This is a genomic window from Bifidobacterium sp. ESL0732 (genome assembly GCF_029395535.1).
Taxonomy (GTDB): Bacteria; Actinomycetota; Actinomycetes; order Actinomycetales; family Bifidobacteriaceae; genus Bifidobacterium.
Genome location: NZ_CP113920.1, coordinates 1,357,147 through 1,380,245, shown reverse-complemented (window position 1 = coordinate 1,380,245; position 23,099 = coordinate 1,357,147). Strand labels below are relative to the sequence as shown.

Annotated in this window: 19 protein-coding genes; 11 read left to right on the top strand and 8 right to left on the bottom strand. The window is 54.8% G+C overall.

Annotation, left to right across the window (positions count from 1 at the left end; all coding sequences use genetic code 11):
* Positions 1 to 7: 7 nt before the first annotated feature.
* From OZX70_RS05380 to OZX70_RS05350, 7 genes are read right to left on the bottom strand one after another with little or no spacing between them, the layout of a single operon-like run.
* On the bottom strand, positions 8 to 697 hold the full coding sequence (locus OZX70_RS05380) for a DUF6466 family protein (RefSeq protein WP_277179670.1): 690 nt from the start codon (positions 695 to 697) through the stop codon (positions 8 to 10).
* Positions 694 to 1,752, bottom strand: a complete 1,059-nt coding sequence (locus tag OZX70_RS05375) for a vWA domain-containing protein (protein ID WP_277179668.1) — start codon at positions 1,750 to 1,752, stop codon at positions 694 to 696. Before OZX70_RS05375 ends, OZX70_RS05380 begins: the two co-directional genes overlap by 4 nt.
* On the bottom strand, positions 1,749 to 2,807 hold the full coding sequence (locus OZX70_RS05370; protein ID WP_277179667.1) for a VWA domain-containing protein: 1,059 nt from the start codon (positions 2,805 to 2,807) through the stop codon (positions 1,749 to 1,751). Before OZX70_RS05370 ends, OZX70_RS05375 begins: the two co-directional genes overlap by 4 nt.
* A complete protein-coding gene (locus tag OZX70_RS05365; RefSeq protein WP_277179665.1) occupies positions 2,804 to 3,310 on the bottom strand; it encodes a hypothetical protein in 507 nt (168 codons plus the stop codon). Before OZX70_RS05365 ends, OZX70_RS05370 begins: the two co-directional genes overlap by 4 nt.
* A gap of 38 nt (positions 3,311 to 3,348) precedes the next feature.
* Complete coding sequence (locus tag OZX70_RS05360) at positions 3,349 to 4,311, bottom strand: DUF58 domain-containing protein (RefSeq protein ID WP_277179663.1); 963 nt, start codon at positions 4,309 to 4,311, stop codon at positions 3,349 to 3,351.
* Complete coding sequence (locus OZX70_RS05355) at positions 4,308 to 5,384, bottom strand: MoxR family ATPase (protein WP_277179662.1); 1,077 nt, start codon at positions 5,382 to 5,384, stop codon at positions 4,308 to 4,310. The genes OZX70_RS05360 and OZX70_RS05355 overlap by 4 nt, the downstream gene beginning before the upstream one ends.
* A 33-nt stretch (positions 5,385 to 5,417) precedes the next feature.
* The gene (locus tag OZX70_RS05350) at positions 5,418 to 6,167 is read right to left on the bottom strand and encodes a uracil-DNA glycosylase (protein ID WP_277179659.1); all 750 of its coding nucleotides are present in this window, start codon (positions 6,165 to 6,167) and stop codon (positions 5,418 to 5,420) included.
* Positions 6,168 to 6,294: 127 nt separating this feature from the next.
* On the opposite strand from OZX70_RS05350, the gene OZX70_RS05345 reads away from it, so the two are divergent.
* From OZX70_RS05345 to OZX70_RS05300, 10 genes are all read left to right on the top strand, one after another.
* Entirely contained in the window at positions 6,295 to 6,906 is a 612-nt protein-coding gene (locus OZX70_RS05345) for a LytR C-terminal domain-containing protein (protein WP_277179657.1), read from the top strand.
* A 214-nt stretch (positions 6,907 to 7,120) separates the two neighbouring features.
* On the top strand, positions 7,121 to 7,324 hold the full coding sequence (locus tag OZX70_RS05340; protein ID WP_277179654.1) for a cold-shock protein: 204 nt from the start codon (positions 7,121 to 7,123) through the stop codon (positions 7,322 to 7,324).
* Positions 7,325 to 7,559: 235 nt separating this feature from the next.
* Positions 7,560 to 9,188 carry a chaperonin GroEL gene (groL, locus tag OZX70_RS05335; RefSeq protein WP_277179652.1) on the top strand — a complete coding sequence of 543 codons (1,629 nt, stop codon included), beginning with the start codon at positions 7,560 to 7,562 and terminating at the stop codon, positions 9,186 to 9,188.
* Between the two features lie 147 nt (positions 9,189 to 9,335).
* Positions 9,336 to 10,187: a TPM domain-containing protein gene (locus OZX70_RS05330; protein WP_277179650.1), complete on the top strand. Its 852-nt coding sequence runs from the start codon at positions 9,336 to 9,338 to the stop codon at positions 10,185 to 10,187.
* Positions 10,188 to 10,328: 141 nt separating this feature from the next.
* Entirely contained in the window at positions 10,329 to 11,063 is a 735-nt protein-coding gene (locus tag OZX70_RS05325; protein ID WP_277179647.1) for a response regulator transcription factor, read from the top strand.
* 167 nt (positions 11,064 to 11,230) lie between these two features.
* A complete protein-coding gene (locus OZX70_RS05320; RefSeq protein WP_277182117.1) occupies positions 11,231 to 13,054 on the top strand; it encodes a HAMP domain-containing sensor histidine kinase in 1,824 nt (607 codons plus the stop codon).
* Between the two features lie 102 nt (positions 13,055 to 13,156).
* Positions 13,157 to 13,546 carry a cold-shock protein gene (locus OZX70_RS05315; RefSeq protein ID WP_277179645.1) on the top strand — a complete coding sequence of 130 codons (390 nt, stop codon included), beginning with the start codon at positions 13,157 to 13,159 and terminating at the stop codon, positions 13,544 to 13,546.
* A gap of 34 nt (positions 13,547 to 13,580) precedes the next feature.
* Entirely contained in the window at positions 13,581 to 15,059 is a 1,479-nt protein-coding gene (locus OZX70_RS05310) for a DUF3027 domain-containing protein (protein WP_277179643.1), read from the top strand.
* A 154-nt stretch (positions 15,060 to 15,213) separates the two neighbouring features.
* Entirely contained in the window at positions 15,214 to 17,937 is a 2,724-nt protein-coding gene (locus OZX70_RS05305; RefSeq protein ID WP_277179641.1) for an ATP-dependent Clp protease ATP-binding subunit, read from the top strand.
* Positions 17,938 to 18,265: 328 nt separating this feature from the next.
* Positions 18,266 to 19,690, top strand: a complete 1,425-nt coding sequence (locus tag OZX70_RS05300; protein WP_277179639.1) for a sucrose-6-phosphate hydrolase — start codon at positions 18,266 to 18,268, stop codon at positions 19,688 to 19,690.
* Between the two features lie 347 nt (positions 19,691 to 20,037).
* Here OZX70_RS05300 and OZX70_RS05295 read toward each other — a convergent pair whose 3' ends face one another.
* Positions 20,038 to 21,603 (bottom strand): DUF349 domain-containing protein, encoded by a 1,566-nt coding sequence (locus OZX70_RS05295; RefSeq protein ID WP_277179637.1) that lies wholly within the window; start codon positions 21,601 to 21,603, stop codon positions 20,038 to 20,040.
* A gap of 92 nt (positions 21,604 to 21,695) precedes the next feature.
* On the opposite strand from OZX70_RS05295, the gene hisS reads away from it, so the two are divergent.
* Entirely contained in the window at positions 21,696 to 23,096 is a 1,401-nt protein-coding gene (hisS, locus tag OZX70_RS05290; RefSeq protein WP_277179635.1) for a histidine--tRNA ligase, read from the top strand.
* Positions 23,097 to 23,099 lie beyond the last annotated feature (3 nt).

The window sequence follows — 23,099 nt, the reverse complement described above, 5'->3', positions numbered from 1 at the left end:
ACCATCTTCACCACGGTTTGACGTTGGTGCTGTCATCGCTTTTCGTCGGGGTTTTCTTGTCGCCGTTTACTGCTCCGTTGGGCTGATTGGCCTTGAGCGTTTCCTCGACCTGCTTGCGTTGCTCATCGGTCAGCCCTTGGGTGCTGTTGTTGCCGGAATTGGATGATTGTGATCCTTTTTTGTTTCCTTTGCCTTTGGTTGTGTTCCCATCGCCGCTGGTATTGGATATTTTGTGCTCGGTGGAAGTGGTGAGTTTGCTGGAAATGTCGCTGTTGACATTGATGAGTTGCTTCGTGTTTGGGGTCAGAAGTATCCCCATGCGACGGGCCTGTTGGAATTGGGCATTGGCCTGGTCGAGCTGTGCCTTGACCCGTTGTGGATCGGCATTGGGCTTCTTGGAGTATTCGATGCTGGCGTTAAGCGAAGCCGTGGCTTGGTTGTATGTGTCGATGGCCGTCATGTTTGCCAGTAGCGCTCCGGCGATGACAAGGAAGATGACCGCAATCACACCCATGGCGATTCGAACCGGCAATGACACCATGGCCTGGCGTTTCTCATCTTTTATTTGAGAGCTTTCTGAAGGACTTGCCTTACGCTGGTTTTTGTGTTTTTTGGCTGCTTTGGCCAGTGCGGTCGGTGTTGTAAGCGCGGCGGGAGGCGAAGGAGCGGCTTGGATTTCATTCCTGTTCTTCTTCACAGCAGCCTCCTTGAATTCACCAGCCAGCTGCCCATTTCCATGGCTAAAAGAAGGGCCAAGACTATGGAGAAGGGCCAGACCACCGGCATCACGCGTTCACGCTGTTTGGGGGTGTCGACAGTTCTGAAGTGCTTGGATACTGCGGCCACTGAGGACTTGTCGAGTTTGTGTGCGCTATCGAGCACGATGCACTTACCGCTCATTTCATCGGCGATATTCGTCAGGTTTTTCTCATTCATTTTCGAGATTCCGGGCTGACCAGTGGCGGGGTCTTTTACCCAGCCGTGGTCGTTGGTATCGGTTTGATCGCTTGAAGAATCACTGGTCCCTGCGTTGACTTCGGGGATCTGACCGCCTTTTTCACTGCCGACGCCAAGGGTGAAGGCGTCGTCGAGATACTGTCGAAGTGACGAGAAAGTGCGTCGCGGTTTAGCAGAAGTCTGTTCTCCGTCTGATATGTAATACAGAACGATTTTGTCGTGTGGATGCGCGGCGCGCATTTGTTTGAGCGTCACCAGCAACGGGTCGATGGGAGCATCCAGATTGGATCCGGCGGATACCGCGGTCGGTTCCGTCTTGAGCCCTGTGGCCCAGTTCCGGATGGCTCCGATATCGGGTGTCAAGGGTACATCCAACGTCGCGCTTGCGCCGAAATGCACGGCTGCAAAGCTGGAATTGTCGTAGATTCCGGTCAGGTCGTCAATGGCCTTCTTGGCCGCATCCAGTCTTGTCATCGTTTTTGTGCTTCCATATTGCGCATCGTCAACGGCCATCGAGCCGGTCACATCGGTGGCGATAACGACATCGGTGGTGTTCACCGCTCTGCTTGTCGTGCTGGCGATTGTGGAAGGGGTCAACGCCAGAATCGCGATGATGATGCAGATGGCGCAACGACGGACGCAGGCCCACACGGTTTCGTCGCTTTCGCCTTTCCTACGGCGGTGAACCACAACAACAGCAATGGCAAAACCGATCATGATCGCCGCGACGGCAATGCCGACGGGCCATCCAAGAGCAGGGTTGAAGCGTAAGTTCATAAGATTGTCGAGGTTCATCGTTTGAGCCTCCAAGCAAAGCCTATCCAAAGAGCCACCAGAAGCGCCAATGCCAATGTCCACCAGCCGGGGGCATCCACCAAAGCGGCCTTACGGATTTTCTCTTCGTCACGGTTCTTTCGTTTTTCAATCGCCTGCACGAGATTGTCTATCGGTTTGCCCGAATGGACGGAAAAATACGAACCGCCGTGTGAGGTGATGTCACGTTGCATCTCGATGGTTGAAGCGTCGTTCTCGCTGCTTGCAGGGCCTGCATACAATCCATCGACCACGATGCCTGCCTTATGTGTCAGATCCAAGGCCGATCTCAACGTATAGGTAGATTTGCCGGAAAAATTATCGGTTGCCAGCACGATGGACGCTTTCTCGGCCTCGCTTTGAGAACGGCCCGTCTTGCCATACGTGAAGCCGGGTAGCATTGCAGCGCAGCTGACCAAGCCATCACCGATAAGGCTGGTCTGGTCCTTGCGGTTCTGCGTGCCGTCGATTAGATCGGAGAATTCTTGCAGAGTGCGGTCATTGGTCTTGTCAATCTTGTCCTGCGAGGAGATTCGCCCGAGGATGTCACCGGCATATTTGAGCTGGCCGGAGGCCAACTGGTAGTCATCGGTCAAAGGGAAAAGCGTGCGTGAAGTTGAGTTGAAGAGGCTCAGCCCGATGCGTTCGCCCTTGAAATTGGAAATAAGGCGTTGATAGGATGCGAGGACTTCATGATCGTAGGAAAGCATCGACGGGGAAACGTCCAGACACAGGACGATGTCGCGGTTGGAGGCCCTTTCGTCGGCCTCGTCAACGGTGGAAGGTCTTGAGACGGTGGCCAGCGAAACCAGCAGCGAAACGGCCAGAACCGCCACTGCGACCCGTCCCAACACGCGCCACTGCCGGAACAGTTCGCCCACATGTTCGGTATTGAGATCCTCATCGAGGTCGAAGACCGGAATCTGCGGCGTGTCGCTATGATGTCGCGAAGACACGAACAACCATGCTGCAATGAGAACGATTGCGGCAACGAGCCCTATTGCGCCGGCCCAAGGCCAATGCCATTCGAGGTTCATTTCCGCCACCTTTCAATCAGGTTAGAAACCCATTCGGCGGCCTGTTCCACGGTGGTGGCGCGGGCCTGCGCATGGCGCTCCGCGTCGGCGAATTCCGGAGGATATAGGGCGGTGATCGTCGCTCGTAGGAGTTTCATCCCCGGGTCAGACGCCTGGGAGACGGGAAGATGATTGATGTCCGCAAGGGTATATGAGCTCATGTCTTTGTTGGTTTTTACTCCTGCGAAATCACGCGCCACCTGCGCCAGGTCACGCAGAGCGGCGTCTCTGGTCAGTTCGCCCCTCATATGACGTTCTACGATGTTGTTGATGCGTTTACGCCACGCCGTTTTGTCGTTCTGTGTACTATGGGCGCCGTGGACTTTGGCGGAGATCTGTTTTTTGGGCCTTGAAAGCAGCAATATCGCGATGATCAGGATGACGGCGGCCGCGAGAAAAACGATGAAGGCCACAATAAGAGCCGTCGGCATGGCAATCAGGCCTTCGGGTTTGTATTCGGCCAAGTTTGCGCTGTTTGCTTGCAGAAGGTGTATCGATACAATCATGCCATTCCTCCCGCAACGGTGGAGGAGGGCCCGAAGGAAGCGAACGAAGTCTGTTTCAACGTCACACTTACCAAATGAATGAATTGGGAGAACATGTCTTCGCTGGATACCGCACGGATCAGTGTCGTCCCACTTGCTTTAAGGTGTTCTTGCAATTGGGCGGTCAGATACCGCCGATGCGTATCCACGGCATTCGCCGATTGTTCCGAAATCAGGAATGCAGGAATTCGTCGTCCGTTCAGTCCATCCGTGATTTCTCCGAACGGGATTTTTTTGAACGGGTTCAGGGTAGCTACATCGATAAGCATCAGTGGATGCATTGCCGCGATAAGTCGCAAGGAATGAAGATTATCTTGGCTCAAGGCATGTTCGTCCGTGGCGATGACCACCAGCGATCCTTTGTCGTTGAGCGTTCGGGCGTAGGCGAGCAAGGCTTCAAAGTTGCGGGGAGGACGTTGTTCTCCACCAACTCCGTTGTCGATGGCCTGTTCGAATTGAGCCAGCCCGCCTTTGAACGGTTTGCGGATGATGTTTTTGCTATCGCCGAATACCAGTGAGATTCTGTCGTGGCGCCGGGCGCTCAGAGCCGCGAACATGCACATGGCGTTGCTGGCGACCTCTATCGCGCTTTCCCCCGACGACGTGCGACCTTCCATTTCCAGCCCGTTATCGAGTAGCAGATGGACTCGGGACGTCACCAGACGCTCGCGGTCGATGACCATTGGGTGCCCCAGCTTCGCACTGGCCTTCCAATCGATGAGCCTTGCCTCGTCCTCAAAGGTGTAGTCTCTGGTGGACATCGGATCATTGTTTCCACCAAGCCGTGACGAGGAATGTTCGCCTTCGAGCACCCCCAAGGCACGACGTACCGTAGGCAGAGACAGCGTCGAGGAAAGCGTTTCGATTTTCCTGCGCACTTTTCTGGCCTCCGGAGAGGTTTGACGTGGGTCGGAACTCATGGAACAGGCACCGTTTCGACAATGGAATCGATGATTTGATCGGTGTTCAGGCCTTCGGCTTGGGCTTCAAAGGTCAGGAGAATTCGATGACGCATGATTTCGTGAACGAACATCTTGACGTCTTCGGGAATCACATAGTCACGCCCGTTCAAAAGCGCCTGCGCCTGTCCAATACGAACCAGCGAAATGGAGGCGCGGGGGCTTGCACCAAGACGCACTTTGGCCGCAAGGTTCTTGATGGGGTGGCTGCCGGCGCCGCGCGAAGTGGCCACCAGATCGACCGCGTAATTCATGATGGCTTCCGAAACATGCACCCGACGTGCCGCCGCACGCAGGAAGTCGACGTCAGCAATGCTCAGGGCATTTTGTGCCGGGGCAGTAGGGTCGACCACATCGGTTCCGCGTTGGGTGAGCATCGAAAGCATGCGTGTTTCGTCAGCGGCACTCGGATAGGTCATGACGGCTTTCATCATGAAACGGTCCATCTGAGCCTCAGGAAGAGTGAAGGTGCCTTCCTCTTCGATCGGGTTTTCGGTGGCAATGACCATGAACGGCTTGGGCAATGCTATGCGCTTGCCGCCGATGGTCGTGGCGCCTTCGGCCATTGCTTCAAGCATGGCAGATTGTGTTTTGGCGTTGGAACGGTTGATTTCGTCGAGCAGTACGAAGTTGGCATGAATCGGACCGATCTGCGTGGAGAACTGCTGCTTGGAGAAGTCGAAGATCTGTGTGCCTACCAGGTCGGAGGGCATGAGATCCGGCGTGCACTGCACGCGGCGGAACGAGCCAGAGACCGAAGTCGCCAAGGTCTGTGCCGCGGTCGTCTTGGCAAGTCCCGGCACGGATTCGATAAGAATATGGCCACCGGCAATCATGGTGGTGATCAGAGCTTCACGGAGATTCTCCTGTCCGATGAGCGTCTGTGCGAAGCGCATGCGGATACGGTCGGCCAACTGCTTGGCACGGGTACCTTCGCTTACCCCTGTGTTCGGCGCGGAAGGGGCTGGAATGGATGTGGAAGACTGTTGCTCGGCAGGCTGTGAGGAACGTGGATGAGGAGGGAAAATTGGCATGACGCTTCAATTCTAGATTCTAGATTCGGATGTTTATTGCTCTGTCTGAGGCATTGTAGCGGAAGGTAAAGTCGAGCCAGACGTGAGACCCCAATTGATTGGGGTAGTTCCCATCTGTTGCAACGCCGCGTTCGCCCGGGAAAACGGGTGTGACCCGAAGAATCCCCTTGAGGCCGAAAGTGGGCTCGGATGGGGGGACTTGATGATGAAGGCATTGGTCAGCAGCGGTTCGAGACTTTGCGCGTTGCGGCCCCAGAGGATAGCGACCAATGGCCTTGGATTGCCGTTTTCGTCTTTTCGTGCGTTCAGAGCGGTGATGGCGGCATCGGTAATCTTTTCCCAGCCCTTTCCCTGATGGCTGTTTGGCCGGCCAACGCCTACGGTCAGGCAACGGTTCAGCAGCATGACCCCCTGACTGCACCAAGGTGTCAGGTCACCGTTTTGCGGAATCGGAAGGCCGAGGTCGTCGTGCATCTCCTTATAGATGTTTTGCAGGCTTTTTGGTACGGGCCGAACGTCAGGGGCCACGCAGAAGCTCAATCCTACCGGATGGCCCGGGGTGGGGTAAGGGTCCTGCCCGACGATCAGCACCTTGATTGAATCGAAGGGTATAGTGAAAGCTCGTAAAATGTTGCGACTCGCCGGCAGATAACGGCGTCCGGCTCTGTGTTCGGCGCGCAGAAAGTCACCCATACGGTGGATATCCGGTTCCACGTCGGCCAAGGCTTGTGCCCAACCGGCTTCTACGAGCTGTGAAAGTGGTTTGACATGCGTTTCGCTCATGGCACCAACTTTAGGATCGGGCCAGTATGTTTATTTTTTGAGATTTTTCAATAAAGATTAAGTTTTGACGGCGGAGGACGCTATAGTTGGTATCAATTGTTTGTAGTAGGACACACAGAGGAGAATTATGGCGCGCGATGACCGGGGTAATTATGAGTCTTATCAGAAGGACGCGTTCGATAACCCGCCAAAGGGGCCTATAGGCGTTCATCGTGGCAATACTTCATTGCTTTCTCGCTCGATTCCTTACATCATTGTGATTATTGTGGCCATTCTGGCAGGTCTTTTGGTTTGGGGCTTCTATTCGGGCGAGCTGCAAAAAACTTTTACCGGACACAGTCAAAGTCAATCCCAGACCGTAAGTGCGCCTAAGACGAAGAAGAAAGAGGTCGTCAAAGAGGATACGAAGACCAAGTCCGACACCGACACCTCCACCAATCAGCAGCAAGCCACCCCGCAGCCTGTCCAGCAGGTAAATAAGCAGACCGCTGTTCAGGTGATCAACGCGACCCAGACTAGTGGCTATGCCGCCAAGAAGAAGGCGGTGCTCGATCAGGCCGGTTATACCAGCGTGACTGCTGGCAATGCAACGGGATCGCTTCCTGCCTCAACGGTCGTCTGGTATCAGAATGATGCCGACAAGGCCACGGCACAGGATGTCGCGAATACTTTGGGTATTCAGGCTATCGAACAGCACAATGGCATTCCTGAGGCCATTGTCGTGATGCTTCTTAACTGATTTGGCTATTTTCGCGTCAGTCGCTTTTTAAAAGACAATATTTTGATTGATTAACTGTCTTTTCGTGTCTTTATTGTTCATTTTCTCGGCGTGTTGCGTGTTTTTGACTGGGGTTCTGTCTATAGTAAAAGCATGTTGCGTGATGTGGTATTCGGAATCAGCCGAGTACCTCATATTGTTTTCGCGTGACTACTCGGATGAGAGAATGGTTATTATGGCACAAGGTACCGTGAAGTTCTTCAATGCTGGCAAGGGTTACGGATTCATCAGCCCCGATGACGGGAGCGAAGATGTATTCGTCCACTATTCCGCTATTCAAAGTGATGGCTTTAAGAAGCTTGATGATGGCGACAAGGTGGAGTATGAGTTTGAGCAAGGCCCGAAGGGTCTGCAAGCGACGACTGTCACCAAGATCTGATTGCTAGCGAATAGCTACATTTAGTGTAGGGTCCGGTTCACAAGAATCGGGCCCTACGCTTTTTCATGCCAACAGCGCAATTTCATCAATTTTGGCACTCGACGGGTGGGAGTGCTAATCTTGAAATTAGCACTCGAGGCCTGAGAGTGATAATCGGCAGCTGACGGTTGGTTATTCGGCTTCTAGGATTTCGGGTGAGTCAATATAAGTTGTGTAGCCACTTGTGGAGGAAACAATGGCAAAGATGATTGCATATGACGAGGAAGCTCGCCAAGGAATGCTTGCGGGTCTTGATGAACTCGCCAACACTGTTAAAGTCACGCTCGGACCAAAGGGCCGCAACGTCGTGCTCGACAAGAGCTATGGCGCACCGACCATCACCAATGATGGCGTTTCGATCGCCAAGGAAATCGACCTTGAAGATCCTTACGCACGTATCGGTGCCGAACTGGTCAAGGAAGTCGCCAAGAAAACCGATGACGTCGCAGGCGACGGCACAACCACCGCTACCGTGCTCGCGCAGTCGCTCGTGCACGAAGGCCTGAAGAATGTGGTCGCCGGATCGAACCCGGTGGCTCTGCGCCGTGGCATCGAAAAGGCCTCGGACGCCGTGGTGAAGGAACTTGTCTCCGTAGCCAAGGACGTGGAGACCAAGGATCAGATTGCCGCTACCGCAACGATTTCCGCAGGCGATCCTGAGATTGGCGAGAAGATCGCCGAGGCGCTCGACAAAGTTGGCCAGGATGGCGTCGTGACCGTCGAGGACAACAACCGCTTCGGTCTCGATCTTGAGTTCACTGAGGGCATGCGTTTTGACAAGGGCTATATCTCCCCGTACTTCGTCACTAACAATGACGATCAAACCGCAGTGCTCGACAATCCGTACATTCTGCTGACGAGCGGCAAGCTCTCCAGTCAGGAGGATGTTGTCCATATCGCCGAGCTCGTGATGAAGAGCGGCAAGCCGCTGCTGATCATCGCCGAGGATGTCGACGGTGAAGCGCTGCCGACCCTGATTCTGAACAAGATTCGTGGCACCTTCAATTCTTGCGCCGTCAAGGCCCCTGGCTTTGGTGATCGTCGCAAGGCCATGCTGCAGGATATCGCTATCCTCACCGGCGCTCAGGTTGTTTCCGATGATCTGGGTCTGAAGCTCAACTCCATCGATATGTCCGTGCTGGGCCAGGCCAAGAAGGTCATCGTTTCCAAGGACGAAACCACCATCGTTTCTGGTGCCGGCTCCAAGGACGACGTCGAGGCTCGTGTCTCCCAGATTCGCGCCGAAATCGACAACACCGATTCCGACTATGACCGTGAGAAGCTTCAGGAGCGTCTCGCTAAGCTCGCCGGTGGTGTGGCCGTCATCAAGGTCGGCGCTGCCACCGAGGTCGAGGCCAAGGAACGCAAGCACCGCATCGAGGACGCCGTCCGCAACGCGAAGGCTGCTATCGAAGAGGGTCTGCTGCCCGGCGGTGGTGTCGCGCTCGTCCAAGCTGCCAAGAAGGCTGAGGGCTCTGCTGATGTCAAGGCTCTGACCGACGAAGAGGCCACTGGTGCCGCCATCGTCTTCCGTGCCATCGAAGCCCCGATCAAGCAGATCGCCGAGAACTCCGGTATCTCCGGCGATGTCGTGCTGAACAAGGTGCGTGAACTGCCTGAAGGCCAGGGCTTCAATGCCGCGACCAACAAGTATGAGGATCTTCTCGAGGCAGGCGTGGCCGACCCGTTGAAGGTCACTCGCTCCGCCCTCCAGAACGCCGCTTCCATCGCCGGCCTGTTCCTGACCACCGAAGCCGTTGTGGCCAACAAGCCTGAACCGAAGCCGGCTCCTGCCGCAGGCCAGGGCGCCGACATGGGCTACTGATCCGAGTTTGATTCCTAAAGCTTGAAGGCTGTAGGGAGTCGTTAGGATTTTAAAGCGCTGGTATCTCTCTTGAGGTGCCAGCGCTTTTCGTTGTGTTGCTAGCGGACTTGAAGTTCATTGGTGAACCTGTCCGCTAAAGTGGTTCATATGTCAGCCAGCATTTTGCATTTTATGGATACCGCCGAAAGCTCAAAGAGCTTATTGCCTGGGCTTGGCAAGCCTGAACGGCAATCGCGATGCGATTTTCAGCGTTTCCTCAGATCTATTATTTTTGTTATCGCCTCAATGCTTGTGATGTCGATGTTCTTTTCTTTTGCGGGCTCTGCGCAGGCTGCCACCGAATCGATGGGCGAAATTAGTGCTGACGTGACCGATCCTCAAAATCTTCTTGGAGGCAATGTCTCTCACGTCAATGACGAAATAGCTTCTACAAAACAGGAAACAGGAGTCACGGTGCGGCTTTTGTATTTGGCCAATTTCAACGGGGCGAAAGATCCTGATAAATGGGCGGGGAAGAGTCTGCAATCGACCAAGCCTCCCGCTAACACCGTTCTTCTTGCCGTTGCTTCGAATGACGGCAGGCTGGTGGTGGCGGTCTCGAACAATTCCGACAACTGGCTTAAAGACAAGGATCATGTCTCTGAGCTTTCCCAGGCTGCGCTTGGGCCTATTCAAAAGGGAGACAATCCCGATTGGTCTGGTTCCGCGTGCGCGATGATGGATGAAATCAAGGTATTGCACAAGCAGGAGGCTTCGAAAAAGCCGAAGCTCATCATCGGTATTTCCTTCACTGTATTGGTTGTGCTTATCGCCGTAGCTGTGATCATTGTCCTGCGTCGTCGGAAGTCCTCGAAAAAGGGAACACACGAAAATGTGCAAAACAAGGGCAAGATGACAGTCGAAAACACAGAAACGAAGCAAACCAATATTGCCGCTGCCGAACAACCTGCCAAATCCAAATCCAAATCCAAAGGACCGCGTCACAGTAAGAAAAAATAAACATATTGTCGGTCACGCGATTATTCAGCTTGCTCCGATCACAAAATGATATTTTCTTTTTATTTAGTTTTGCGATAAATTATTTAATTTGTGCAGGAACCATTCAGGAAACATACAGACAGGTGAGTAATCCTTAATGTTATGAGCAAACAAATAGAAGCGTCAATCGTGGTGGTGGATGACGAACCATCAATCCGTGATTTGCTGGTCGCATCCCTTCATTTTTCGGGGTTTGAAGTCGCTACTGCGGCCTCTGGAACCGAAGCCATCGACGTCATCGAAAAGACCCAACCTGATCTCATTGTCCTCGATGTGATGCTGCCTGATATCGACGGCTTCACCGTGACCCGTCGCATCCGTCAGGAGGGCATCGAAGCGCCGGTTCTCTTCCTCACTGCCCGCGACGATACCCAAGACAAGATCATGGGACTTACGGTCGGCGGCGACGATTACGTCACCAAGCCATTCAGCCTTGAAGAGGTTGTCGCTCGTATTCGTGCCATCCTGCGCCGCACGCACGAACAGGTGGAGGATGATCCAATCATCCGTGTCGGTGACCTTGAAATCAACGAGGACTCCCATGACGTTTCCCGCGCCGGGCAGACCATCGACCTGAGCCCCACGGAATACAAGCTGTTGCGTTACCTGATGGACAACGAGGGGAGAGTGCTTTCCAAGGCCCAGATTTTGGATCATGTCTGGCAGTATGACTGGGGCGGGGACGCGGCCATCGTAGAATCCTATATTTCCTATCTGCGCAAGAAAGTCGATGGGGTTGTGGTCACCGACCCGGACGGAACGAAGCACAAGGTAGTTCCCTTGATCGAGACCAAACGCGGCATCGGCTACATGATTCGTGAGCCGAAGGATCAGTAAGCTCGATGATGAACGCACAGGTGTCGGCTGAGCCGGAGGAGAATGCAAACGTCGGGGAAAATGGCCCAACGACAAACGACGGTTCCGCAGAGCAGAGCAACACAGAACCCCAAAGTGGCAAACCCGCAAAAGGCAGCAGACCAACCAGGTTTCCTGCTTTTGCCCGCATGCGAAAGCATTGGCTTTCTCGGCTTGATGCAGTTCCGCTTTCCACCAAACTTGTTGCCTGCACCCTGGTGTTGCTTATGGTCGGCACTTTCGGCATCTCGCTGACCATTCGTCAATTGGTCAGCAGCTATCTCGTTCAAAAGACCGACACCCAGTTGCGGGACCAGGCCCAGCTGGTATACAGCAACGTTGACCTGTTGAGCAGCAAGAATGAAAACGAGAACGTCGGGCCGAACGAATATTTTATGCAGCTTCGCGATACGCACAACAACATCGTAAGTACTCCGCTGGTTCCCGTTCTTCGCAACAGCATTGTTTCCGAACCCGTTTTGCCCCCGAATGGTTCCATGGGCAACGTCCAATTCGACAAGCCATTCACGGCATCGGCCAAAGTACGCGAGCTCAGTCCTTCGGTGAAAGCGGATAAACGTGCTTTGCAGGTGGCGCAGGCCCCTTGGCGCGTTCTTGCCTTGGAAGGTCGGGAACGCGGACCGGATGGCACCAGCGTGCTGAAAATGACGGTGTATATTGGCGTTTCGATGGCCGATCAGATTGACATCATCTCTACGTTGACCCAATACTCGATTTTCGTGAGCATCATCATCGTGCTGCTTGGCGCGGTTGTGGCCACACTGATTATCCAGCGTACATTGCTTCCGTTGAAACGTATTGAGAAAACCGCTGCCAAGATCGCTGCCGGCGATCTGAGCCAGCGTGTTCCGACGGCTCCGGAGAACACGGAAGTAGGCTCGCTTGCCGCATCGCTCAACGCCATGCTGGCACGCATCGAATCAAGTTTCCGTGAGCAGCAGGAAACCACGGACAAAATGAAGCAGTTCGTCTCCGACGCAAGTCACGAGCTGCGCACGCCGTTGGCGACGATTCATGGCTATTCCGAGCTTTATCACATGCAACGTGACTTGCCCGGCGCCTTGGAACGTGCCGACGAATCCATCGACCATATCGAGGCTTCGAGCCAACGAATGACGGTGCTTGTCGAGGATTTGCTTTCACTTGCACGGCTCGACGAAGGTCGTGGCATCGACATGACCCAACAGGTCAACCTGAGCCAGCAGTTGAAGGACGCCGTCGACGATCTGCACGCGCTGGACACCGACCGTGCGATTCGGCGAGGAAGGCTCGAACTCAACGCCAAGGACGGCAACAAGCCGGCGCATCTGGTCTTCCGGGAAGGCGAATTCCCGGACGTTACATTGACAGGCGACGGATCTAGGCTGCGTCAGGTCATCACCAACATCGTCGGCAACATTCATCGTTACACGCCATCAGATTCCCCTGTCGAAGTGGGTTTGGCTGTCATGCCCGCCTCTATAAGCCCTGAATCGTTGCAACGGATGCCCTCCAACATCCAATCGTTGGGCTATTTCCTTGAGGCTGTGGAAGTCGGGCAATCCATGCAGATGGGCATGAACTATGCCGTATTCAGCTTCATCGATCATGGGCCCGGGGTTCCCGCGGACCGCCAGTCCCAGATTTTCGAACGGTTCTATACCGCAGACCCATCGCGGGCACGGCAAAAGGGCGGCACGGGACTTGGCATGTCCATCGCCCAGTCGGTGGTCCGTGCCCATCATGGTTTCATCGACGCGACCACAACCAGCAATGGTGGAGGCCTGACCCTGACCGTGATTCTTCCGCTCGGACCGGTAGAGCCCTACGTGCCTTCTGCTTCAACCGAATCAAAAGACAAGAAAAACGACAAAACTGACAAGCCGACAAAACAGGGTAGGCAGTCGAAACAGAACCGGCAGGGAAACCACCAAGGTAAGTGGGCACGTCGCGATAAGAACAAGTCGAACTGATAGTTTCGCGGTTTGCGTAGCCGTTACGATAGACTAGTAACAGACAGAAAAACGGGATAGCAGAACTGTTCCGTAGAAATTTCAGGATGAACGAGGTGTGTCATGCCCAGCGGGAAAGTACGTTGGTTCGATTCTAAGAGGGGTTACGGTTTTATCACCGACGAGGAAGGCAACGATGTGTTCTTGCCTGCGGCCGCATTGCCTGCAGGTACGTCGACCTTGCGCAAGGGAGCCAAAGTCGAGTTCTCGCTCGTCGACGGACGCAAAGGGCCACAGGCTATGGATTTGCATGTTTTGGGACCCGTGCCTTCGGTGGTGCGTGCCACCAGGCCCAAGCCCGATGATATGGCGGCTATTGTCGAGGATTTGATCAAATTGCTTGATCAGGCCGGCAACTCATTGAGACACCATCGTTATCCGAATCCTGGTGAAAGCCGCAAGCTGGCAACGTTGCTGCGGGCTGTTGCCGATGACTTCGATGTTGAGGACTGAAAAGAAAACGGAAAGCGAAATGGCGGAAGACAGTATGGCAGAAACGACGGCGGATACGACTGGCGAAACAAGCGAGCGTTCTGACGAAGAAGCAAAGCTTGATCCCCGTGCCTTGGCAAAATCGGTAGTGCTTGCTGTGGCCGATGAACCGGAAGAGGTTGGGGATTTCGCGCAAAGCATTGATTTGGGCGACAATGTCACTGATTTTCGTTTCGTCTGCCATCGAAAAGGATACGAGGGCTGGCAGTGGGCCGTGACCCTTTATCACGACATCGAGCTCGATTCATGGAGTGTCAACGAATCCACCTTGGTTCCCACGAAGGATTCGCTGTTGGCACCGGCTTGGATTCCTTGGAAAGACAGGCTTGAGGCCGCGGACCTTTCAGTGACGGATTCTTTGGGCACAGACCCTGACGATCCTCGTATGGAAGAAGGGTTCCGCAAAACCGAAGTCGTAGAGCAAGACTCGGCGAGCGTTGCCGAAACAGGCCAATCCGATTCTTCTGTCGTCGAGCAAAGCTCAGATGATGCGGACAGTGAAACCGAGTCGGAAGTATCGGTTTCAACTCAGGTTGATGAGTCAACGACGCCCGACGGTGAAGCAACAGTCAGTGGTGCAGCGAAAGTCGACGCGGATATCGACCCTGAAACGGGGCTGAGCCGCGAACTTGAGGACACGGTCGAGGAATTCGGCCTTTCGCGTCGGCACGTGATGAGTGAACTGGGGCGCTCGCAGACGGCAAAACGTTGGTACGACGGACAGCACGGCCCGAAATCGCTTTCCACCAAAACCGCCGACGGGAACCTCTGCTCGACGTGTGCCTTCTTCATAGGACTCAAGGGTGACCTTGACACCATGTTCGGTGTGTGCGCAAATCGTTGGAGTCCTGATGATGGGCGTGTGGTTTCACTGGACCACGGTTGTGGGGAGCACTCCGAAATCCAGCAGCCTGAGCCTTCGCACTTGTGGGTGCAGTCCAAGCCGGCATTTGATGATCTGCATATCGATATCATTGCCCAGGCTCCGCGTGAAGAACGTAGCCAGGTGGAACTCATCGAATCGATCGATGAGGATGATGACGTTGTTGATACGGAATCGGAGGAATCCGATGAAGTTGATGATACCGATGACGAGACTGCGACCGAAAACGATATCGCCGAACACGCCGTTCCAGGCTCGCTGGATGACGACGATGATGAGAGCGACGAAGAGGATGAGACTGAGGCTATCGGGAAGGGTACGGTCGGCAGCGCCGTCACTGTCGACGCGGCCGTCGAATCCACCATCGATCTGAGCGATGATGACGAAGGGGACGATGTAGCCAACGATGATTCGGAAGATGACGGTTCCGACGATGATTCAACCGATAACGATTCGGATGATGATGCTGCGGGCGCAGATTCCGATGGTTCGTACGATTTGGATAATGCCGATGGCTTTCAGGATAGCGGGAATGCCGCTTCGGAATCTGAAGGAGACTCGATCGCAGAGCAGTCTGCCGGCAACGCCTGATTCAGACTGATAAACAGAGATTTTTAATTATGACTGGATTTTAGCCGTTTTTGTCGTCTTTGTTGCGTTCTCAGCGCAATCGCTGCACGGCATGAAATAAACGTCACTGTAAATCGGTAGAGTTAAATGGATTATCAACAGTGGAAGGACAAGTATGTTCGAACGGTTTACTGACCGTGCCAGGCGCGTAATCGTACTGGCGCAGGAAGAAGCCAAAGCCCTCCAGCACAACTATATCGGCACCGAACATCTGCTGCTCGGCCTGATTCGTGAAGGCGAAGGCATCGCGGCCAAGGCGTTAGCCGCCAAGGGCGTTACTTTGGAAGACACCCGCAAGCAAGTGGAGGAAATGATCGGCAAGGGCAATGCCGCGCCGAATGGCCATATTCCGTTTACTCCTCATGCCAAGCAGGTTTTGGAATTGAGCCTGCGCGAGGCTCTGCAATTGGGACATAGCTATATCGGCACCGAGCACATCCTGCTTGGCCTCATCCGTGAGGGCGAAGGCGTGGGCACCCAGGTGCTCATCAAGATGGATGTCGATTTGGGAGAGCTCCGCAGCTCCACCATCGACCTTATTCGTGGCAATTCCGGCGGTGCCGAGGGCGAAGGCAAGGGTGATTTGGCCAACGCAGGTGGAGTGGAGGATAAGGGTCGCAAGACCGGTTCCGCCATTCTCGACCAGTTCGGTCGTAATCTTACCGCGGAAGCTGCGGAAGGCAAGCTCGACCCGGTCATCGGCCGTGCCAAGGAAATCGAGCGCGTCATGGTCGTGCTTTCCCGTCGCACCAAGAACAATCCGGTGCTGATCGGTGAGCCTGGTGTGGGAAAGACCGCCGTCGTCGAAGGCTTGGCGCAGAAAATTCACGCCGGCGACGTGCCGGAGACCTTGAAGGGCAAGCAGGTATATTCGCTTGATCTCGCCTCCATGGTGGCCGGTTCACGTTATCGCGGCGATTTCGAGGAACGCTTGAAGAAGGTTCTGAAGGAAATCAAGACCCGTGGCGACATCGTGCTCTTCATCGACGAGATTCATACCATCGTCGGTGCAGGTTCTGCTGATGGTGCATTGGGCGCTTCCGATATTTTGAAGCCTATGCTCGCACGTGGTGAGCTCCAGACCATTGGCGCCACCACCACCGACGAGTATCGCAAATACATCGAGAAGGATGCGGCGCTCGAACGTCGTTTCCAGCCCATTCAGGTCGATGAGCCGTCCATCGCGGACACTATCGAGATTCTTAAAGGGCTGCGCAGCCGCTACGAGAACCACCACAAGGTGACCATCACCGACGGTGCGCTTCAGGCCGCGGCAGAGCTTTCCTCGCGTTATATTCAGGATCGCAACCTGCCTGACAAGGCCATCGACCTTATCGACGAGGCGGGTGCGCGTCTGCGCATCAAGCGCCTCACCGCGCCGCCGGAGTTGAAGGAGCTCGATGGCAAGATCGCCAAGATCTCCGACGAGAAGGACAAGGCCATCAAGGGCCAGGACTTCGAAAAGGCCGCGGAATTGCGCGACAAGGAAGACAAGCTGCAGACCGAACGCAAGGAGAAGGAAAAGACCTGGCGCGAGGGTGGTAGCGATGTCAAGATGGTCGTCGACGAAGAAGTGATTGCAGAAGTCGTTTCCTCGACCACTGGCATCCCTGTTTTCAAGCTCACGCAGGCCGAATCCAAGAAGCTCTTGAATATGGAGTCCGAGCTGCACAAGCGCATCATCGGCCAGGACGAGGCAGTTTCCGCGCTTGCCCGTTCGATTCGCCGTACTCGTGTTGGTTTGAAGGATCCGAAGCGTCCTGCTGGTTCGTTTATCTTCGCCGGCCCCACCGGCGTCGGCAAGACCGAGCTGGCCAAGGCGTTGGCGCAGTTCCTCTTCGACGACGAGGATGCCCTGATTCGCGTCGACATGTCCGAATTCTCCGAGAAGTACGCCGCGTCGCGACTCTTCGGCGCACCTCCAGGATACGTCGGATATGAAGAGGGCGGCGAGCTCACCGAGAAGGTGCGTCGCAAGCCGTTCTCTGTGGTGCTCTTCGACGAGATTGAGAAGGCTCACCCCGACATCTTCAACACGCTGCTGCAGGTGCTGGATGACGGTCACCTGACCGATGGTCAGGGCCGCAAGGTGGACTTCAAAAACACCATCATCATCCTCACGACCAACCTTGGCACAAAGGACATTGCCAAGGCAGCCAACACCGGTTTCAGCTCTGGCAACGACCAGGAGTCGAGCTACGAGCGTATGAAGAGCCAGGTGACCAGCGAGCTCAAGCAGCAATTCCGTCCTGAGTTCCTGAACCGTCTGGACGACATCATCGTCTTCCGTCAGCTGACCGAGCCACAGGTGCGTCAGATCGTTGATCTTGATCTTAACCAACTGAACGACCGTCTCTTCGAACGTCACATGACCATTGAGTTGACGGATGCGGCCAAGGATTTGCTTGCACAGAAGGGCTTCGATCCGCTGCTCGGTGCTCGTCCGCTGCGTCGCGTCATCACGCGCGACATCGAGGACGCCGTTTCCGAGAAGATTCTGATGGGCGACCTGAAGAATGGCGAAAAGGTTGAAGTTGACGCCGAAGGCGAAGGCATCCTGGGCGAGTTCACTTTCAAGGGTGTGCCCTTCGAGGATCCAAACGCCAAGCAAGCGGATACCGATGCTGAAGGCAAGCAACCTGAATTGGTAGGGGTCGGTGTGCCGGCTGATACGGCTATCGCTGCATCCACTGATCCGGGTGATTCCTCAGTTGCTCCGTCCTCAGCACCAGCTTCAGCTCCGTCGAAGGATACGCAGTCCAGCACTTCGAGTGATTCATCAGCTGATTCTGGTTCCGATGCACAAGGTACTGATACTCCGACCACTTCAGGTGAGTGATGTTGACCTAGGTGCGCTCTGATGCAACGCGTCCGTTGTATGAAGGCCCGGCTTCTCGTTCAAGGAGCCGGGCCTTCATGTATTCAAACAAGAGATACGTTTCTCGCGGATTTGCTATGTAGCTGCGACGAAAAGCACGAAAACGGTCTAAAATCGTGCTTTGCGTCGCAATGCTTTAGTCTTTTTGGTGCTTTTCTCACGGATTCGGCATATGACCCTGGAGAAAAGCGCGAAATTGTAATAAAGTGCACTTTCGCTATTGCGTGTTAATAAAAGAAACTATGCTTGGATATGTAAAAGTTGTTCCTGCCGATTGAGGATGTTAAAGATGAAAACAGTAGACCAATCAAAGACGATTTCCGTCACCAATGATCGCTATAGGCTCAGATACCATGTGATGACGCCGTTTGGTTGGATGAACGATCCCAATGGTTTCTCGTATTTTAATGGTTATTATCATCTCTTCTACCAGTACAATCCGTACAGCGCCGAATGGGGTCCGATGCACTGGGGCCATTACCGCAGCCGTGATCTGGTGCATTGGGAGCCGTTGCCCATCGCCTTGGTGCCAGGTGACCCGGAAGATGCGAATGGCTGCTATTCCGGTTGTTCGATTGGCAAAGATGGACGTCTTTACCTGATGTATACCGGGCATAATTTGTTACGGCCTGATGATCCGGACCATTACCGTGAGGTGCAGAACATCGCTTATAGCGACGATGGCGTTCACTTCACGAAGTACGAAGGTAATCCGGTGATCGCTATGCCGCCGGAAGACAATACGCAGGACTTCCGTGACCCAAAGATTTGGCAACATGACGGCCATTATTATGTCATCCTTGGTTCCCGTGGCAAGGACGGGCTTGGTCGTGTGCTGGTCTATTGTTCGGACGACTTGTTGCACTGGGAATACCGTGGGCCTATTGCCAAGTCCGAAGGGGAGAAGACGCAGGGCCATATGTGGGAATGCCCCGATTTCTTTGAACTGAATGGCAAAGATGTTCTGCTATTCTCGCCGCAAGGCATTGAACCCACTGAGAAACAATACCTCAATCTTCATCAGACAGGCTATTTCGTAGGTGATATGGATTATGAAGCGAACCGGTTCACGCACGGCGATTTCAGCGAAATCGACCACGGGCATGATTTCTACGCCACGCAGACAACACAGTCGCCTGATGGCCGAAGAATCCTGATCGGTTGGATGGACATGTGGGAATCGGCTATGCCTGAACAGGAAGACGGTTGGGCCGGCGCGTTGACGATACCTCGCGAGCTGACGTTGCGCGATGGGCATGTCTATATGAATCCGGCAAGGGAGCTCAAGGAACTTCGGCAGGCGACCGTTCTCGACGAAAGCACGGAAGTACGTCTTGAGCGGTTGAACCTGCCTGATCCTCAGCATGTCGAGTTGCTGGTTGAGGGTGAACTCGCAAATTGGCAGGGACATCGTTTCGAAGTCATGCTGAAAACCGAATCGGGCCTGCTGATTTCACTTTCGTACGACAAAGACTCGGGGGAGTTGGTTCTGAATCGTCCCGACAAAGGCGATGACGCCAAGCGTTTCGGCACCGTAAAGCGGAGCGATACGCTGAAGCTGCAGATTTTCATCGATACCAGCTCCGTCGAGTTCTTCGTCAACGACGGCGAAACGGTGTTCACCGAGCGCTACTTCACCGAGCAGAAGCCGACCATCGAGCTCAAGGCCGATGACGAGCTGCCGATGCATTTGACTGCCTACACTCTCGGCTGAGTGGTCATAAGTGAAAACTAAGTCCTAAACAATGTGATTGGGTTCTAGCCTCATGGCCTATAATCCGGGTTCAAGAAATGAAGTAACGCGAAAGCCGGTCCCCACGACAACCACAGGCACTCCGACTTTCACTTCCCTTTCCTCCTTGGAGGTGGGCTTAACATCAGAATACGATAGATATGCGTTAAAAGCAGAAAAATAGTGGCAGAATTCTGCTTTTCAACGCATACATCATTGAGAGTGCGTGAAAAAGCAGAAAAATCAACCTGAAAATCTGCTTTTCAACGCACAGCAAAAGGGGACTGCACCAAATTCGATGGTGCAGCCCCCCCTAAGACTCACTGGGTCTACTTCACGGCGTTGAGCCATTGCTCCTTGGTGGCCTTTTCGGACTCGAGCTTGGACTTCTTGGCCGGATCGGACTCGGCGGCGATCTTGGCATCGAGCTCGTCGAGTTGGGCCTTCAACTGGGTCTCGAAGCTGGAGACTCGGGCGTCGGCCTCGGGATCGCTCTTCTGCCAAGCTGCCTGTTCGACGGCCTTGATCTTGTTGTCCACAGCGTCGAGACGGCTTTCGATGCGGTGCATGTCCTCACGAGGCACGTAGCCGATCTGATCCCATTCGTCCTGAATGTTGGCCAGGGCCTGACGAGCCTTCTTGGCAGCCTTTTCGTCGGCGACAGGAACGAGCGCTTCGGCCTTCTTCAACAGCTCTTCTTTCTTGGCAAGGTTGTCCTTCTCGTTGGAGCTCATCTGGTCACGGTCGGCTTGACGCGCGTTGAAGAAGACATCGCAAGCTTCGCGGAAGCGGGCCCACAGTTCGTCGTCCTCCTTGCGGCCGGCGCGGCCGGCGGCCTTCCAGCGGTCCATGAGCTCATTGAACTGGTGCGAGGTGGCGCCCCAGTCGGTCGAGTCCTTGATCTCGTTGGCTTCCTTGATGATCTCTTCCTTCACGCGCTTGGTCTCTTCGCGGGAGGCATCGCGGGCCTGAGCCCACTTGCGGCGGTGCTGGTTGAAGGTGGTGCGAGCGGCGGAGAAGCGCTTCCAGAGCGCGTCGGCAGTTGGTTTGTCGATACGAATGCTGGTACGCTGATGCTCCTGCCATTGCTCGAAGAGCGAACGGAACTTGTCGGCAGTGGAACGCCAATTCGTGTTCTCTCCCAGCGAATTTGCCAGTGCCTCTGCCTTCTCGACAATGGCTGTGCGCTCCTTGATGGCCTTCTCGAGTGCAGCCTTACGAGCCTCGGCGAGTTCGTTCTTCTTGGTTTCACCGGCCTTCTTCAGCTCTTCATACTGCGCCTTGAGGGCTGCGATATCGCCGACAATAGCAGGGCTGGCTGTTTCCTCGCCAAGTGTCTTGATGGATTCGTCGATCTCATGAGGCTTAATGTTCGCTGCCTTAAGGCGCGTGGCGAACAGGTCGAGCTTGGCTTTGAGATCAAGATAGCGACGTGCGTAAAGCGTCAACGCTTCCTCGTTCGTGGCGCCCGGGAATTCGCCGACCTCGCGTTCGGTTTCGCCTTCCTTGACATAAACGGTGCCTTTGTCGTCGACACGGCCGAAGGCTTCGGCGGCCTTCACATCGGCCTCGGAGTATGTATGAGCAGGGGTAGCGACCGGGTGCTTTGCCGGTTTCTTGGCAAAAGCCAAAGGGGAGGGGACATGCGGTTTTGGCGCGGGCTTAGCCGGAGCAGGTGTCGCTGCGCTCGGCGTGTCGCTAGCCTTGGGCGCTTCCGGAGCGGCAGGTGCAGCCGCTTCGTCAACCTTGGTTGCAACGGGTGCACCTGGAGCTTGCGGTGCTTCCGTCTCGACGGGTTTGGACGTGGCGCTGGCCTGTGCGTCCGCGGCAGGCTTCGCTGCCTGTGCGTTGGATTCATTGGTGTTTTGGGGTTCAGTGACTTGTTCGTCGGCCATGGCCAGCTCCTTGAGAGTCTTCGTGTAACAGGTGTCGTGAAAGCCGAGACAAACGCCTCATTTTTCCACAACACCACTTATTATAGGGAGTTATGGCAAAAGGCGCATCAATATCAGGATTTCCGGAATGGCTACCCGAAGAAAGGGTGGTCGAACAGCGTGTCATCGACACGGTTCGCAAGGTTTTTGAACTCAACGGATTCATCGGAATCGAGACCAGAGCAGTAGAGGAAGGCTCGAGTCTCTTGAAAAAGGGAGAGACCAGCAAAGAGATTTATTTGCTTTCTCGTTTGCAGGAGGTCGGCCACGAATCCGACACGCCCATAGAGCGTCGTTTAGGGCTGCATTTCGATTTGACGGTTCCGCTGAGCCGTTATGTGGTCGAGCATTCCGGCCAGCTTACCTTCCCGTTTAAGCGTTGGCAGATTCAGAAAGTCTGGCGTGGCGAGCGTCCGCAGGAAGGCCGCTTCCGTGAGTTCGTCCAGGCCGATATCGATGTCATCGGCAACGGTGAGCTTGAAGACCACTACGAGGTCGAGCTGCCGTTGGTCATGGTGCAGGCACTTGAGGAACTGCGCAAGTTCGGCCTTCCAAAGGCCACCGTACACGCCAACAACCGCAAGCTTTCCGAGGGCTTCTATCGAGGGCTCGGTTTGACTGACGTCGAAGGCGTGTTGCGTGAAATCGACAAGCTCGACAAAATCGGTGGCGACGAAGTGGTGAAGCTTCTGGTCAGCGAATGTGGCGCCGATGAGGCCCAGGCTCATGCTTGCCTCGAGCTGGCGGAACTCACGGCCAAGGACGGTAAGGAACTGCTTGAGAAGTTCGATGAACTGTGCGCTGGTCACGGCATTTCCCAAGATACGGATGCATACAAGCTTGCCCGCGAAGGCCTTGACACGCTGGCGATGATTGTCGATGAAGCGGCCATCACCCGTCCCGGTTCCGTCATCGCGGATTTGAAGATTGCTCGCGGTCTTGATTATTATACCGGTTCAGTCTATGAGACGTTCCTCGACGGTGCCTCGGAGCTTGGTTCCATCTGCTCTGGCGGACGTTACGACAACCTCGCTTCACAAGGCAATAAGAAGTATCCCGGTGTGGGGCTATCTATCGGTCTTTCCCGTTTGGTCTCTTATATGCTGCATACCGCCGGTGCGCATGCTTCCCGTGTTTCCCCAGCAGCCGTTATGGTTGCCGTCTGGAACGAAGACGATCGTCTGGATTGCAACCACATCGCCGCTGCTCTGCGTGCGCGCGGTATCGCCGCCGACGTGGCACCGAAGGCCGCGAAACTCGGTAAGCAGATAAAATACGCCGACAAACTTGGTATTCCCTATGTCTGGTTCCCGGCGGACGCTTCCGGTGACGGCGAAGGCAGTGACCACGACGAGGTGAAGAACATCATCACCGGCGAGCAGGTTCCCGCCGATGCCAAGTCATGGCAACCCGATACGCTGTATGCTCAGCAAACCGTCTCTTTGGACAAGTAAAAG